Origin of the sequence: Lacrimispora amygdalina (genome assembly GCF_003432035.1) — a bacterium.
GTDB classification, from domain to species: domain Bacteria; phylum Bacillota; class Clostridia; order Lachnospirales; family Lachnospiraceae; genus Lacrimispora; species Lacrimispora amygdalina.
In genome coordinates, this window is record NZ_QOHO01000070.1 from 1 (window position 1) to 14694 (window position 14694).

Below are 14694 nucleotides of genomic sequence, written 5' to 3' on the forward strand. Positions count from 1 at the left end.
CCTATGTGATTTTTGTGGTTGGCAAACCCACAACTATTATAACATAGGAGGTTTTTTGCTTGAAGCTAAAGCTAGTTGGGGACACACCGGCATAGCCGGTGGTTTTATTGTACCGAGATACAATAAAAGGTCTGCCGGTTCAGACCACATACTGCAGTAATATCTGATATGGATATCTTATCAAATGGTTTCTCTTTGCATATCTGCTTCAACGCTTCTGCAATCGCACGTTTAGTAATAAGCGAATCCGACATAAGCCCTCCTGTTATACTACTCTTTCATGTCTGTAAAAAAATTAGCAATTGCCGCAAACTGCTCTAAATTCAGTGCCTCTCCTCTCACTGACGGGGAAAGACCCAGGCTTTCTATGGCATCTGCGATCTGTTCTTTGGTATAAAGTACCTCAGGAGAATTATTTAAACCGTTTTGTAGTGTCTTTCTTCTCTGGTTAAACGAGGCCCGGATCAGCCGGAACATCAACCCCGGATCTTTCGCATAGACGGGGGGATTTTTATGCCGGGTCAGGCGGATAACCGCAGATCCAACATTAGGCCGGGGCATGAAGCAGTTAGGGGGAACATTGGCCACAATATAAGGTTTAGCATAATACTGAACAGCCAGAGACAGGGCTCCGTAATCCTTGGATCCAGGGCCTACCTGCATGCGGTCTGCCACCTCCTTTTGTACCATGACCGTAATGTTGTCAATGGGTACATTCCCCTCAAAAAGCCCCATGATGATAGGAGTCGTAATGTAATAAGGAAGATTTGCTACTACCTTAATGGGACGGCCTCCGTTATACTGTTCCGCAATCTGATTGATATCAACCTTCAGGATATCATCATGAATTACGGTAACATTATCATAATCCTCAAGAGTCTCATTCAGAATGGGGATCAGCTTTGAATCAATCTCTACTGCAACTACCTGCCCGGCATTTTCTGCAAGATACTGAGTCATGGTCCCGATTCCAGGTCCGATTTCCAGAACGCAGTCATCTTTTGTCACTCCTGCAGCTGCAATAATTTTATCCAGTACATGAGTATCTATTAGAAAGTTCTGCCCGAACTTTTTCTGAAAGGCAAATTCATATTTCTGTATGATTTCAATGGTTTTCTGGGGATTTCCTAATTTATTCTGCATATAACCTCTTTTTCCGCATATTTTTAAATTTATGGTATCTTATTATATGTAAAAAGTCAATAATTTAAAAATTGGATCGGGGTTACGCATACTCGCTGTTATGGCAATATTCTGATCAGCCAACAGGGGCAATCACGATTTTTCCGTCTGCTTCAATCGGAACGGCGCCAGCATCTCTCAGAACAACTGCAACAGCGGCATCCAACCGTGATGGAAGCTCCGGCCATTTCAAGGAAGCCTTGAATTTTATGTACTTGTTATCCGATTTGAGTAATTCCTTTACGATTTCGCCGATGGTTGCCCGGCCAATCCGGCGATGTGCTGCAAGTATCTCTTTCTTCATTTCTTTATAATAAGTGCAGAAGAAGTCAAAAAAAGCTTCGCTGTCAGCACTGATACCAGTATACATCTCCAGCTCATATTTATTGATCAGTGTTTCATTCGCCTTAAGTATTTTGTTCATGTCATGAGATCTGTGGGCAACTGATATCTCTGCTTTTGACTGCACTTCTGGTTTAGTCTGAAAAATTATACCAGCGCATAAAGCCTTTTAGCATTTCTGCTTGTAATCTCCATTATCGTTTCTTCCGGAATTCCCTTGATCATGCTGATTTCCCGCACCACAAAAGACAGGTTTAAAGAAGTATTGCGTTTTCCACGGTTGGGTACTGGAGCCAGATAAGGACAGTCGGTTTCCAGAACCAGCTGTTCCAAAGGCATGTACTCCACCACTTCTTTGAGTTTTCTTGCATTCTTAAAGGTAAGCACACCTCCAATTCCCAGATAGAAGCCCATGTTCAAATATTCTCTTGCCATCTCTTTCCCATAGGAGAAACAATGAATTACACCACCAATATCCTCAGCCTTCTCTGCCTTCATGATATCCAGAGTATCCTTTGCTGCGTCTCGACTGTGAATAATAACCGGAAGTTTTACCTCCCTCGCCAGATTCAGCTGCTTAATAAACCAGGTCTTTTGTGTATCATGATCTGGTTCCTCCCAGTAATAATCGAGTCCGATCTCTCCAATAGCTACAATCTTTTTTCTCATTGAGTTTTCTTTGAGCCAGTTTAATTTATCCTCATCAAGCTCTGCAGTCTCATTAGGGTGGACACCGATAGCCCCATAAACATACGGATATTTTTCCGTCAGTTCCAAAGTGTTTTTCGATGTTTTTATACTGGCTCCCACATTAGTAACCGCTTCTATACCATGAGACTTAAGGCTGCCAAGCAGATCTTCTCTGTCCTCATCAAATGCCTCATCATCGTAATGGGCGTGCGTATCAAAAATCATAAATATCTCCTTTAAGCGTTTGTCATGCTGTTATCATCAGCCTCAGAATGTAAAGCAGGATTAGATGAAACGGGTAAAACCAGTAAAAAAGATATTTTAAATTCCTCTCCCCTTTTTTCCCGTTATACATGTGTATGGGCAGGAGAGCAAGCGCTCCCGCTCCGAGGCAGCTTACGCTTATTAATGCTGCCGTAATTCCTGAAAATACAGTCTGAAGCTTTTTATTATTCCGAAATACGTATATGGTCAGAATCAGTACAATTCCATATATGTTATAATCCGATTTTAGCAGTATGGATACCCCGCATCCCACTCCTATTGCCAGAAACTGCCTGAGTGGATCACCCATGGCCTTCTGGTACCATACCAGCACCCACAGACCAATAAAAAGCGTAAAGAACACATTCTGATATCCGGGGTGAAACCAGCTGTTAAAAACTGCCAGATCAAAAGGAATCTCTGAGATTAAAGCGAAAGCAAACAGCCTGATTCCATACTTTTTAATATCTCTGGTATGAAGAAACCCTTCTACCAGTAAATAGCAGAAAATAGGAAAAGCAATTCTCCCTATGGTTCGAAGAACAAAATCAATGGCACTCCACCTCGCCCCTGCCGGCGTAGCCAGTATTGTCTGCATCAATAAAGGATTCTGATATTTTAATATCCCGTTTTCAATCACAACCGCACCAATATGGTCAATCAGCATGGTTATGACCGCAATCATCTTTAAGGTATTCCCGGAAATTCCTTTTCTATGGGAAGCGGCAGATTCTGTCATGAAGTCCTCCTTTTAAATGACAAGACCGGATTATTAAAATCCGGCCTTTTATATCTTTTTCTATCCTTACGACAGTTTTTTATCAGCAGATCTCTGCTCCGGATGGCATTGCCTTTTCCGGAACCATAAGAGATAAATTGCCCTGTGCATCTTCCGCGCATAAAAGCATGCCTTCAGATAAAACTCCGGCCAGCTTCGCTGGTTTTAAGTTTACCACAACCATAACCTTTTTTCCAACCATTTCTTCCGGTGAGTAATGGGCCTTAATTCCGCTCACAATCTGTTTTACCTGACTGCCTATTTTTACTTTCGAACATAAAAGCTTTTTTGACTTGGCTACCGCTTCACAGGCAATTATTTCACCCACCTGAAACTGCAGCTTTGCAAAATCCTCATACTCAATTTCCGGTTTTGCTTCTATATCGATTCCGTCATCCGCCTGTTCTTCCTTCTCCTCTTTGCCGCTTTCTGCTGCTGTATGCATAGCCTCCACCTTCTCCATCACTTCTTTTATATCCATGCGGGCGAATAATATCTCCGGCTTATCCGTCACCTTGTTTCCAGATGGGTATAAACCAAATTCATTCATCTGTGACAGCTCTCTTTTTGTTGTGTTAAGCTGGGCAAGGATCTTTTCAGAGGTTTTGGGCATAAAAGAGGCCAGAAGGGAAGCTCCAATGGTAATGGCTTCTGTCAGGTTATAAAGAACCGTTTCCAGACGGGCTTTTGAAGCCTCATCCTTTGCAAGAGTCCACGGTGCTGTCTCATCAATATATTTATTGCTTCTTCTGAATATATTAAAAATTGAAGTAATTGCATCTGCGACACGGAGTTTTTCCATCTTCTCGCTGACTTTCTTCACTTCGTCAAGCACAACTGCTTTTAAATCCTCATCAAATGCATCTGTCGTTCCACCGTCTCTTACCACACCTTCAAAATACTTATTGGACATGGAAACAGTACGGTTTACAAGATTGCCCAGAATATTGGCAAGATCAGAATTCATGCGCTCAACCATAAGCTCCCAGGAAATGATTCCATCATTGTCAAAAGGCATCTCGTGAAGCACAAAATAGCGGACTGCATCCACTCCGAAGAAATCTACCAGTGTATCAGCGTAAAGAACGTTACCCTTGGATTTACTCATCTTTCCATCACCCTGCAGCAGCCACGGATGACCAAATACCTGTTTCGGAAGGGGTACATTAAGTGCCATTAAGAAAATAGGCCAGTAAATGGTATGGAAGCGGATAATATCCTTACCAATCAGATGAAGGTCTGCAGGCCAGAGTTTTGTAAACTGGTCACTGTTTTTTCCATCGCAGTCATAACCGATTCCTGTAATATAATTTGTCAGTGCATCCAGCCATACATAAGTAACATGCCTTGGATCAAATGTCACCGGGATTCCCCATGTAAAAGTAGTTCTTGACACGCATAAATCCTGAAGCCCTGGAAGAAGGAAGTTGTTCATCATCTCATTCTTTCTTGATACCGGCTGTATAAAATCAGGGTTTTCATTAATATGCCGGATCAGTCGGTCGGCATACTTGCTCATACGGAAGAAATAAGCTTCTTCTTTTGCCGGTTTTACTTCCCGGCCGCAATCCGGACATTTTCCGTCTACCAGCTGGGACTCTGTAAAGAAAGACTCACAAGGGGTACAGTATAAGCCTTCATAATATCCTTTATAGATATCTCCCTGGTCATAGAGCTTTTTAAATATTTTTTGAACCTGCTTTTCATGCTCCGGATCAGTCGTACGGATAAATTTGTCATAAGAGGTATTCATCAGATCCCAGATTGTTTTGATCTGACCTGCTGCCTGATCCACGAACTCCTTAGGGGTAATGCCTGCAGCTGCCGCTTTCTCCTCAATCTTCTGTCCGTGCTCATCAGTTCCTGTCTGAAAGAACACATCATATCCTTCTTCTCTTTTAAACCGCGCTATGGCATCAGCCAGGACTGCCTCATAGGTGTTGCCGATATGAGGTTTACCGGATGCATATGCAATGGCTGTGGTAATGTAATATGGCTTTTTGTTCGAATCTTTACACATAATCTTTTCCTCCAGAAATATAATGAGATGCAGGATGAATCATTTCCCAACAAAGAAAAACCCGTCTTAAAAAATCCTCATAGGAAATTTAAAGACGGGGCACTATCCCGTGATACCACTTTAATTTATCCATGCCTTACAGCACAGACCTCACCGGCTGCGTTCTAATCAAAAGCTTTTCAGAATAGAGCTTATGGTATATAATAACAGTCTGACACGATAACGGGTGTGACCGTCGAAATTTAAAGGCTCAGAAAGCCAATTCAACTTCGCTGCTCCAAGGCCATGTTGGGAAATACGCTCAGGCTTCCTTTTCAGCTACCGGAATTCTCTGTACATGAGGCGGGTTTCTTACTCTTCTTTTCTCAGCATTCTCAAATGAATCAATTGTTAGTAACCCTAGTGTAATAGTTTCATTCCCGTTTGTCAAGCAGGTAAGTTTCAGGATCTGACCTTTTGTCATTACTTTTTTCTTATAAACATATAAATATTATTAGTGAATTGCGGAGGATCTTAATATGAATAACATGATTATCAGGCAGGGACGCCGTATCCTTTCCATTGTCTTGGCGACTTCTCTGTTTTGTGCCTGTACACCGCCTCCAAGACAGACAGGAACTCCTTCAGACGCTCTATATGAAAAATACCACGCAGAAGATTTATCCATGCAGAAATCATTTGATCAGTTTACTGCCGATTTATTCCGGGATGAAATCAGCGATTCCGGCATCAGCTTTCATTTCAGTATCGCTGATCCCGCTTCCAGAGGAATTGATACGGTTCCTTTAACTCTTGGTGATTACTCTCTGGATAAGATGAAGCAGGGTACAAGTGATCTTCAGGAGGTAAAGAAAAAGCTGGAAGGATTTAACCCCCGCAAGCTGACTTCTGATCAGAGGCTTACATACCAGATTCTGTATTCCTACATTGATACCGAATTAACTTCTGACGGAATGGAACTCTACGCCCAGCCGCTGACCACTACAATTGGAATTCAGGCCCAGCTTCCTGTTCTCTTTGCAGAGTATTCGTTCTATAACAAAGCGGAGGTAGACCACTATCTCTCACTGCTGTCCACCATTGATGAGTATTACGGGCAGATTCTGGAATTTGAGAAGCAGAAATCTGCTGCAGGACTGTTTATGTCAGATACTGCTGCAGATCATGTTCTTAAATCCTGTGAGGCTTATTTAATACAACCGGATCATAGCTTTCTTGCTGAAACCTTCAATACAAGGATTGATGCACTGACGGATCTGACTGACGAGGAAAAAGCCGAATATAAAAAACAAAATTTAAAAATACTGGAAGAACATTTCATTCCTGCCTATAAAAACTTAATAAGCGGAATTACGGCTCTTATGGGGACCGGAACCAATGAAAAAGGCCTTTCCTGGTTTCCTGAAGGAAAAAAATACTTTGAATATCTGGTTCACTCTAATACCGGAACCTCCTATGACTCAGTCAAAAGCTTAAAAAAAGCAATTGAAAGGCAGATGAATTCTGATATTAAGGCATTAGGACAGATCACAAAAGATCATCCTGAAGTGCTTGATTCACTGGACCATTACTCTTTCAAGTATACAAAACCAGAAGAAATCCTGGAATCCCTGAAGTCTCAGATTACCACAGATTTTCCGGAACTTCCGCCCTGCAGCTACACAGTCAAATATGTGCCAGGTGCTTTGGAATCTTCCTTAAGCCCGGCATTTTACCTGGTTCCCCCTTTGGACCGGTACCAGGATAATGTTATTTACATCAACAATAATCCGCGTTTTAAAAACGAAGACCTTTTTACAACCCTGGCTCATGAAGGCTACCCGGGACATTTATATCAGAATGTATATTTCCTAAGCAAAAAGCCAAATGATTTAAGGAGCATACTATCTTTTTCCAGTTATTCCGAAGGATGGGCTACCTATGTGGAGTATTATTCCTATACATTAGACAACGGACTGGATCCGGAGCTGGGAAAGCTGCTGGCACATAATACAGCAGTGACACTGGGAATCTACGCCTACCTTGATATCTGCATCAATTATGAAGGATGGGATAAGGAAGCAACCGCAAAATATCTGGGAACCTTCTATAACGTGGAAAATACAGATATCACAGATTCCATTTTTAACAGCCTGGTTGAAAATCCAACCAATTATATGGAATATTATGTAGGATATCTGGAAATTATGGAAATGCGAAGCACTGCAGAGAGAATCTTAAAGGATGACTTCAACTTAAAGGATTTTCATACCTTTCTGCTTGATGTGGGGCCTGCACCCTTTTCTGTAATCCAGCCGGCTTTCCGCAACTGGCTGGCTAAACAGCTGAGAAGTTAAACTAGAATAAAAAAAGAGGCAGAAGCCATAAATTCATGGCTTTTGCCTCTTTTTTTATTTGATTTCTTTATAATTCTTTACATATTCCAGATAATCGTTGTCGCCCTGTTTGATCGAACCGCTGGAATAATTCTTGCCGTTTACCAAAAGTTTTAATTTATCCAGTTCAAAGTTTTCGATAAAGGTGTTGCCTATAGCAGCAATCGTAAGCTTGTCATCGCCCGAACCGCTCTGAGGCACTGCGGACAAATCCAAGGTGCCAATTCCATCAGCAGATTCATATTTCAAAACCTTGGTACCTTCCTCTAATACGCCATATTCAATGAGTTTGCTCACCATTGCTTCGGCAGTCAGCTTATCCACTGCATCCATAGCCTGATTTAAACCGGTTTTATTATCATTCTTACTGTATACGGATATAATCTCCATAGGCTCTGCATTTGGGTCAGGAACTTTATCGCTGGCGCCTCCTGTTGATGCCATAACCTGAGGATCAGGCGGTGTTGTTTCCATCTTCGGCTGAGTTGGTGTACAGGCCGCCAGGGATACCATCAGCATTGCGCTCATTAAATACAAGATGATTTTTTTCATAAATGCGTATTGCCTCCTTTAATTCTGTTAAAGGCTCCGAAACCATTTATTCAGTTTGGTCAGAGCTTTGATTAAAACTTCTACCTCATCCTCACTTAACCCTTCTATCACTCCGGCTATCATCTCCCGATGAAATGTGGCATGATGGTCATAGGCTTGTTTTCCTTTATCTGAAAGAGAAATATAAACAACACGCCGGTCCTCTTCTCCTCTTTGGCGGGTGACATAACCTTTTTTAACAAGACTGTTCATGGCTATAGTCAATGTCCCCACCGTGACGGACAATTCCCTTGCTATCGCGGACATATTCTTAGGTTCTCCGACTCCGATCGCCTCAATTACATGCATATCATTATTGGTGATATTATTAAATTCCTGTGTAATGATAGCCTGCTGTTCGATATCCATTATATCCCGAAACAGCCTTACCAGTACTTCGTTAAGAGTTCCGTAAGTATCCACGTTTATCCCCTTCAAATCTATATGACAATAAAAGCTTCTTCGTAATTATACATGATTATGTATTTGAAGACAACCACCTGAATTCTTATGAAATTCTTAAATCAAAATGATTAATTTCCTTTTATACCAAAATCCGGCTCAAAAATACGCTGGCTGCAATTCCGGCTGCAGTAGCTGTCAATGCCCCCGCAAGAGTGTACCTTGTTTTTCTTATTTTCACAGTACCAAAATAAACACTGAGACAGTAAAACAGCGTCTCTGTGCAGCTCATAAGAACAGAAGTCATAAATCCAATATAAGTGTCTGTACCATATTTTTTAAAAATATCCAAAACCAATCCAATGGCCGCTGAATTCGAAACCAGCCGGACTAAAATAACCGGCACGACCGGTGCCGGAAGATATAAATAAGAAGCCGGTTTTGTAAGAAGTTTCGCCAGAAAATCCAAAAAGCCGGAGGCCCTGAGTACTCCAACCGCCGTCATAAGACCAATCAGTGTAGGCATAATGCCCGCAACGGTTTTCATACCATCTTTCGCACCGTTTAAAAAATCATCAAATACCGGACGCTTTGATAAAATACCAAATCCGACAATATAAAAAATGATCAGCGGAACTGCAGCTTCAGAGAGAAATAATAAAAATCCCATAGTTTTACTCACTATCCGTTAATTATTATAATCTATTCCGGCTGTTTCCTTTTCATACTATGGAATAATTTCAAAATCCTTCTTCGAAGAGTTAAGACAGATCTTTGTAAGCAGCAAATGACGGAATTCCAGTAATGCAGTATTCTCAGCTGCTTTCTTACAATGGTTTTAGATCCCCTTTTATGAAATTCAGTCATAATCTTCTGGAATTCATCCGGCGGAGGAGCAGGCGCAGCCGGTGTTAATTCCGGGTGTTTCTGCATATAATCAAGCAAACGGGCTTCCAGTTTTTCTTTTGAATTATGATTTGCATTTAACAAATGAAAGATGGAGTGCTTATTTATGGAATCTTTCTTCAGTTCCACATCTATACCTCTTTATTGCTGGTTATCCTTTGGTTCCCATACGCTTTGGGGTTGACTTTTTACCACTAACGTTTACTATAATAGTATATCGAATTTGGGAGGCAGCTTTTTTATGAAAAAAATAATTTTAACTGGCGGCGGTACTGCTGGTCATGTTACCCCGAACCTTGCTTTGATTCCTTCTTTAAAAGAAAAAAATTATGAGATTCGTTACATCGGTTCGTATCAGGGGATTGAACGAAAGTTGATTGAGAATGCTCAGATCCCATACAGCGGAATCTCAACAGGTAAATTCCGAAGATATTTTGACGTTAAAAACTTTATTGATCCTTTTCGTGTAATAAAGGGATTTGGAGAGGCGTTGAAACTCATGAAACGCTACAAACCTGATATGGTATTTTCCAAAGGAGGATTTGTGGCGGTTCCTGTCGTATTGGCAGCGAAGCACTTAAAAATTCCGGTGATCATACACGAATCAGATATGACTCCCGGCCTCGCCAACCGCATCTGCATACCTGCAGCAACCCGTGTTTGTTGTAATTTTCCGGAAACTCTCAGCTATCTCCCGAAATCCAAGGCTGTACTGACCGGCTCTCCTATTCGGAAAGAACTGTTAGAAGGAGACCGTATGACTGGATTAAATTATGCAAAGCTCAGCGAAAATAAGCCTGTCATCCTGATCATCGGCGGCAGCCTGGGTTCTGTTACGGTTAACAATGCCATAAGGGGCATCCTGCCAAAACTCTTAAATAATTACCAGGTAATACATATCTGCGGAAAGGGCAATCTGGATGAAAGCCTTGCGGGTGTCCGTGGATATGTACAATATGAATATGTAGATGCCCCGTTGAAACATCTTTTTGCTGCTGCCGATTTAATGATTTCCAGAGCTGGTGCCAACTCTATCTGTGAAATACTGGCTCTTAGAAAGCTTAATATTCTGATCCCGCTTTCAGCCGCCGCCAGCAGAGGTGATCAGATTTTAAATGCCCGATCCTTCTCAAAACAGGGATTCAGTTATCTTCTGGAAGAAGAAAACTTAAATGGCAGCACCTTACTTCAGGCCATCACAGATACCTTCGCAAACCGTCAGTACTATCTTTTAAAAATGGAAAGCAGCGAACTCCATGATGCAGTAAATACCATCATTGAAATGATTGAGAACCTGATTTCCAAAAATTAATCCAAATTATAATTGGGACCGAGTATATTCTTTAAACAGACTCTTGTCCGATAGATCCGGGAACGGCAGACCGTTCCCGGAATTTCAAGCCTTTCACAGATTTCCGGAATCGTCAGCTGTTCCAGGAAATACAGTACGGCCATCTCTTTCCACTCATCTCTCATATTGGAAATTTCACTGGTAATTTTTAAAACAGACTCTTCCCCAAGAACAACATCCAACGGATCGGTAACCACATACCTGTCAAGTAATGCCATCTCATTGGATGCATCCTCTTCATCAAGGCTCACTTTTTCGTAATGACCATTTTTCCGAAGAGAGTCTATGCATTTGCGTTTTAATATCTTAATCAGCATGCTTTTTTTCCGCGTATCTGTCCAGGTTAATGAATAATTTTCAAAGTAAGAGATAAATGTCTCCTGTACCACATCATCAAGTTCCAGATCCGGTACATTGAGTGTTTTTGCAATTCGGCGCAACAGTCCCTGATATTTACCATATATGGACTGCAGCAGCTGATTTTCATCTTCATGTATGCTCATATCATATGCCCCTCTGATTACAGGGCGCTCCTGATGGCGGCTCCTGTCTGTGCTAGTTCTTCCGGACTTGCTTTACCCGGCATCCATGAAACCATAACAGGACCTTCCTCATATCGGGGAATCAAATGCACGTGAAAATGAAAAACCGTCTGGCCTGCCTCTTTTCCATTATTCTGCACTACATTGAACCCGGAGCATCCCAGCGCCTTTTTCATGGCGACTCCTATTTTTGCTGCTAATGGAAGGACCTTTGCTGCCGTTTCTTCATCCAGATCACAGATATCTCTGTAATGCTGCTTCGGAAGAATCAGGGCATGCCCTTTGGAAGCCGGTCCTAAATCCAAAATTATACGAAACGTATCATCCTCATAAATTGTCTCCGAGGGAATCCCTCCATTTGCAATTTTGCAGAAAATGCAGTCATCTTCTCTCACACGCTCACCTCCTTCCAGTGTTGTATCCCTATATTTATTATATACTACGGCTTCTGGGTCTTCGGTATAAAATAACTCCCATGATAACACCTGTAATCAAACCTGCTACATGAGCAGCATTATCAACACCTGTGCTGGTAAAACCAAAATACAGGGAACATAGAATTACCACCACCAGCTGGCGGGTACTTAAGTCTTCCAGCTGACCGCGGTTAACTGCCACGGCATATAAAAGGCCGCCGATCACTCCGAAAATCGCACCGGATGCCCCAGCAGATACCACGCTTCTGTATCGGGACAGGTTCACAATCATGGATACAACATTCGCTCCTACACCGCAGATTAAATAAAAGACCAGATATTTAATATGACCAAGTGCGCGTTCCAGATTATCTCCCAGAATAAATAAAATAAGCATGTTGTTCATAATATGATTGATACCAAAATGCATAAATACAGAAGTAAACAGTCTGTAATATTCTCTTCTTTCAATTACCAGCGACGCAAACATGGCTCCATGGGAAACCATAAACCGGGTATCCTCGGTAGATCCAATCATCTCCAGGAATAGAAAATAAATGACATTTAACGCAATGAGACAAATATTTACATAGGCCTTCTTACGTCTGCTAAATTCATCCATGGAAGCGCTCCTTCTGAACTATAATATGCTTATTTTATCATAAACTGACAGATTATGTAAATATAAACGCAAAATTTGCGATAAAAATTTCATCTCCCAGGTTTAATAAAACAGTTTCATTTGTTTCCAGAAGCCGTCCATTGACATATGTGCCATTTGTGGAGTTCAAATCACTGATACAGTAATCACTCCCAGCCTTTTCTATTTTCACATGAATCCTGCTGATTGCCTCCCCGTCAAGTACATAATCCACCAGTCCCTCCTGTTTTCCAATAAGAAATGGCGTATATGTAATTGCTATATCCTGATTACCCGGACCAGCCGACTTTAGAATATGAACTTCTATGTCTTTTTGATTATTGGTTAGAAGTACCGTCTGTATAAGTTCTTCTCCTCCTGCAGATTTTAACGGAGCCCGTGGTTCCTCCTTACTCTCATAAAACGCAGTCTGCCATTCCTCCTGCTCCTCTCCATAATCGGAGTAACTCTTTGCACTGTCTTCCACAAGATACTTTAATTCATTTTTGCTGCCTGATTTGATTATTCCATACAAAAGGGACAATATTCCTGCTGCCAGCACTATATACCAGTATTTTTTTATTCCTATGTAACCAAATATACTCCAAAACAGAATCGCAGCCACGGTCATGACAGCAGGTGGTATTATTAATGGCCTCCAAGAAACAAATCTGGAAGCTTTTATTTGCGCAGTCTGGGTAAAATCCTGAATAACCTGTATATTGTCTTTTTCTGAATCCGTAAACCCTGATTGGGACTCACCAGCTTCCGTAAGATCCTGGCGGTTTCTTTCTTCCCTCTCCTGTCCTGCCGCCGGGCTGGTATTATGACTGCCGACCAGCTCTGTCAGAGTGTCAATACTATAATTATCCTTTAAGCTTTCCTGATACAGAGCGTAAGCCATTACCACGCATTCTTTATCCTGGTGGTTTACTTTTCCCAGAAGATAACGCAACAGTTCGGTCATTTCTTCCGAAAATTTCCTGTCTCTTCCTGGTACCAGACAGAGAGAAACCAAAAAATGATCTGGTTCCAGATAGATAAATTCCGGCTGAAGAAGTATCTGATCCTCTTTTAGCAGATAGACAGGAAGGCGGTTAAGAACCTGGGCAATCCCGGCAATAAGGCCTTTAAGTTCTTCTTTGTTTAAGCTGTGGAATTCTAAAATCCGGTTTAAGGGCTGCTTTGAGGTGATTTCATAATAAAAATAGCTACGTGAATCAATCTGTTTTAAATGAAATTTCAGTAGACCATTAATCTGATTTTCTTTAAGCATGTTAATCTCATATCCCTCTGTCCAGGATTTATCCTGCTCTATAATCAAATAATTATGCTTCATTTCCCGCCTGTATGTAACATTCATCTCATTCCTCCTGACTAATCAGCGTAAGCTTTCTTAGAAAGTTCTCGGGATCAAAAACCCGCTGTTCCAGCTGAAGCCTCCATTTTCCGCCCATTCCTGTTCCTTTAATCCGTCTTCCGGTAAGTAAATTTCCAGATACATTTAATTCAAATCGGTATTCCTTCCATGAGAATGGAACGCCGGCTCTGTGAATTGCCCAGTTTGAGGCATCTTCAGGAGATTCCGTCTCATTGTGCCTCAGCCTTTGCACTGATTCTGCAAGTGCCATAGCCCCCGCTACCTCGTCTCTTAAGCGATAAGCGGACTGAATTGATATCATGAGAGCGAATAAAATGACAGCCATAACAAAAGCGGCCTCTACCGTATAACTTCCATTTAATCGCCTGTTCATCTTATCACCATTATAAGCCATACCGGAATCAGAAACGGGATAAATGGAATCTTTTCTTTTCCAACATCAACTCCATTAACACGGTTTATCAGAAAAAACAGGCTGCAGAAAATACCGCATAAGCTTAATCCATAAACCAACAGCTTTAAGTTAAATAAAGCAGGAAAAAACAGACCGCTTATGATAAAGAAACACCCATCCCCAGTGCCCACAGATTCATTAGTCAATCTGCTCACCGCCAGTAAAGCAAGGCCAACCAGACAGCCAGTTAATCGGCTGATCAGATCGTCTCTCTGTAATAAACACATAATAATTCCTGCCGCTCCGGCGCTTATAAAGAGTTTTATACTGATACTTTTACTGCGGCCATCCTCCCAGGCTGCTGCCAAAAGAAATATTCCAAAAAATATACGATTCAGTTGTTCTGCCATCTTTTCCCCC

General features: G+C 41.6%; 18 protein-coding genes. 2 read left to right on the forward strand and 16 right to left on the reverse strand.

Features of this window, described 5'->3' with window-relative positions:
- Window positions 1–104: 104 nt before the first annotated feature.
- The 6 genes from DS742_RS20445 to metG form a co-directional block, all read right to left on the reverse strand.
- Window positions 105–254 (reverse strand): TetR/AcrR family transcriptional regulator, encoded by a 150-nt coding sequence (locus tag DS742_RS20445; protein WP_341457675.1) that lies wholly within the window; start codon window positions 252–254, stop codon window positions 105–107.
- A 16-nt stretch (window positions 255–270) separates the two neighbouring features.
- Window positions 271–1143 (reverse strand): 16S rRNA (adenine(1518)-N(6)/adenine(1519)-N(6))-dimethyltransferase RsmA, encoded by an 873-nt coding sequence (rsmA, locus tag DS742_RS20450; protein ID WP_117418815.1) that lies wholly within the window; start codon window positions 1141–1143, stop codon window positions 271–273.
- Between the two features lie 115 nt (window positions 1144–1258).
- A complete protein-coding gene (locus tag DS742_RS20455) occupies window positions 1259–1606 on the reverse strand; it encodes a hypothetical protein (RefSeq protein ID WP_117418816.1) in 348 nt (115 codons plus the stop codon).
- A 65-nt stretch (window positions 1607–1671) separates the two neighbouring features.
- The gene (locus DS742_RS20460; protein ID WP_117418817.1) at window positions 1672–2439 is read right to left on the reverse strand and encodes a TatD family hydrolase; all 768 of its coding nucleotides are present in this window, start codon (window positions 2437–2439) and stop codon (window positions 1672–1674) included.
- Window positions 2440–2461: 22 nt separating this feature from the next.
- Complete coding sequence (locus DS742_RS20465; RefSeq protein WP_117418818.1) at window positions 2462–3217, reverse strand: TraX family protein; 756 nt, start codon at window positions 3215–3217, stop codon at window positions 2462–2464.
- Window positions 3218–3299: 82 nt separating this feature from the next.
- Window positions 3300–5276, reverse strand: a complete 1977-nt coding sequence (gene metG, locus DS742_RS20470) for a methionine--tRNA ligase (RefSeq protein WP_117418819.1) — start codon at window positions 5274–5276, stop codon at window positions 3300–3302.
- A 518-nt stretch (window positions 5277–5794) separates the two neighbouring features.
- Here metG and DS742_RS20475 point away from each other — a divergent pair.
- Window positions 5795–7612: a DUF885 domain-containing protein gene (locus DS742_RS20475; RefSeq protein ID WP_117418820.1), complete on the forward strand. Its 1818-nt coding sequence runs from the start codon at window positions 5795–5797 to the stop codon at window positions 7610–7612.
- Window positions 7613–7666: 54 nt separating this feature from the next.
- On the opposite strand, the gene DS742_RS20480 is transcribed toward DS742_RS20475, so the two are convergent.
- From DS742_RS20480 to DS742_RS29255, 4 genes are all read right to left on the reverse strand, one after another.
- Window positions 7667–8203 carry a GerMN domain-containing protein gene (locus DS742_RS20480; RefSeq protein ID WP_117418821.1) on the reverse strand — a complete coding sequence of 179 codons (537 nt, stop codon included), beginning with the start codon at window positions 8201–8203 and terminating at the stop codon, window positions 7667–7669.
- Between the two features lie 27 nt (window positions 8204–8230).
- Window positions 8231–8680 (reverse strand): MarR family winged helix-turn-helix transcriptional regulator, encoded by a 450-nt coding sequence (locus DS742_RS20485; protein ID WP_117418822.1) that lies wholly within the window; start codon window positions 8678–8680, stop codon window positions 8231–8233.
- Window positions 8681–8786: 106 nt separating this feature from the next.
- On the reverse strand, window positions 8787–9314 hold the full coding sequence (locus tag DS742_RS20490) for a nucleoside recognition domain-containing protein (protein WP_117418823.1): 528 nt from the start codon (window positions 9312–9314) through the stop codon (window positions 8787–8789).
- Window positions 9315–9346: 32 nt separating this feature from the next.
- Window positions 9347–9679, reverse strand: a complete 333-nt coding sequence (locus tag DS742_RS29255; protein WP_205692780.1) for a hypothetical protein — start codon at window positions 9677–9679, stop codon at window positions 9347–9349.
- Between the two features lie 112 nt (window positions 9680–9791).
- Here DS742_RS29255 and murG point away from each other — a divergent pair, with 112 nt between their 5' ends.
- Window positions 9792–10862, forward strand: a complete 1071-nt coding sequence (gene murG, locus DS742_RS20500; RefSeq protein WP_117418824.1) for an undecaprenyldiphospho-muramoylpentapeptide beta-N-acetylglucosaminyltransferase — start codon at window positions 9792–9794, stop codon at window positions 10860–10862.
- On the opposite strand, the gene DS742_RS20505 is transcribed toward murG, so the two are convergent.
- The 6 genes from DS742_RS20505 to DS742_RS20530 are packed head-to-tail and all read right to left on the reverse strand — an operon-like array spanning window position 10859 to window position 14684.
- The gene (locus tag DS742_RS20505) at window positions 10859–11404 is read right to left on the reverse strand and encodes an RNA polymerase sigma factor (RefSeq protein WP_117418825.1); all 546 of its coding nucleotides are present in this window, start codon (window positions 11402–11404) and stop codon (window positions 10859–10861) included. The genes murG and DS742_RS20505 overlap by 4 nt on opposite strands.
- A 17-nt stretch (window positions 11405–11421) precedes the next feature.
- Window positions 11422–11838, reverse strand: a complete 417-nt coding sequence (locus tag DS742_RS20510) for an HIT family protein (protein ID WP_117418826.1) — start codon at window positions 11836–11838, stop codon at window positions 11422–11424.
- 37 nt (window positions 11839–11875) lie between these two features.
- The gene (locus tag DS742_RS20515) at window positions 11876–12481 is read right to left on the reverse strand and encodes a rhomboid family intramembrane serine protease (RefSeq protein WP_117418827.1); all 606 of its coding nucleotides are present in this window, start codon (window positions 12479–12481) and stop codon (window positions 11876–11878) included.
- 52 nt (window positions 12482–12533) lie between these two features.
- Window positions 12534–13862 (reverse strand): DUF6382 domain-containing protein, encoded by a 1329-nt coding sequence (locus DS742_RS20520; protein WP_117418828.1) that lies wholly within the window; start codon window positions 13860–13862, stop codon window positions 12534–12536.
- A 1-nt stretch (window position 13863) separates the two neighbouring features.
- Window positions 13864–14253 carry a hypothetical protein gene (locus DS742_RS20525; RefSeq protein ID WP_117418829.1) on the reverse strand — a complete coding sequence of 130 codons (390 nt, stop codon included), beginning with the start codon at window positions 14251–14253 and terminating at the stop codon, window positions 13864–13866.
- The gene (locus DS742_RS20530; RefSeq protein WP_117418830.1) at window positions 14250–14684 is read right to left on the reverse strand and encodes a pilus assembly protein CpaA; all 435 of its coding nucleotides are present in this window, start codon (window positions 14682–14684) and stop codon (window positions 14250–14252) included. Before DS742_RS20530 ends, DS742_RS20525 begins: the two co-directional genes overlap by 4 nt.
- Between the last annotated feature and the right edge of the window lie 10 nt (window positions 14685–14694).

Coding starts and splice junctions, on each gene's coding strand:
- DS742_RS20490 (WP_117418823.1), bottom strand. CDS start 9,314: ATGGGATTTTTATTATTTCTCTCTGAAGCTGCAGTTCCGCTGATCATT.
- DS742_RS20505 (WP_117418825.1), bottom strand. CDS start 11,404: ATGAGCATACATGAAGATGAAAATCAGCTGCTGCAGTCCATATATGGT.
- DS742_RS20460 (WP_117418817.1), bottom strand. CDS start 2,439: ATGATTTTTGATACGCACGCCCATTACGATGATGAGGCATTTGATGAG.
- murG (WP_117418824.1), top strand. CDS start 9,792: ATGAAAAAAATAATTTTAACTGGCGGCGGTACTGCTGGTCATGTTACC.
- DS742_RS20455 (WP_117418816.1), bottom strand. CDS start 1,606: ATGAACAAAATACTTAAGGCGAATGAAACACTGATCAATAAATATGAG.
- metG (WP_117418819.1), bottom strand. CDS start 5,276: ATGTGTAAAGATTCGAACAAAAAGCCATATTACATTACCACAGCCATT.
- DS742_RS20520 (WP_117418828.1), bottom strand. CDS start 13,862: ATGAATGTTACATACAGGCGGGAAATGAAGCATAATTATTTGATTATA.
- DS742_RS20445 (WP_341457675.1), bottom strand. CDS start 254: ATGTCGGATTCGCTTATTACTAAACGTGCGATTGCAGAAGCGTTGAAG.
- DS742_RS20525 (WP_117418829.1), bottom strand. CDS start 14,253: ATGAACAGGCGATTAAATGGAAGTTATACGGTAGAGGCCGCTTTTGTT.
- DS742_RS20530 (WP_117418830.1), bottom strand. CDS start 14,684: ATGGCAGAACAACTGAATCGTATATTTTTTGGAATATTTCTTTTGGCA.
- DS742_RS20480 (WP_117418821.1), bottom strand. CDS start 8,203: ATGAAAAAAATCATCTTGTATTTAATGAGCGCAATGCTGATGGTATCC.
- DS742_RS20475 (WP_117418820.1), top strand. CDS start 5,795: ATGAATAACATGATTATCAGGCAGGGACGCCGTATCCTTTCCATTGTC.
- DS742_RS20465 (WP_117418818.1), bottom strand. CDS start 3,217: ATGACAGAATCTGCCGCTTCCCATAGAAAAGGAATTTCCGGGAATACC.
- DS742_RS20515 (WP_117418827.1), bottom strand. CDS start 12,481: ATGGATGAATTTAGCAGACGTAAGAAGGCCTATGTAAATATTTGTCTC.
- rsmA (WP_117418815.1), bottom strand. CDS start 1,143: ATGCAGAATAAATTAGGAAATCCCCAGAAAACCATTGAAATCATACAG.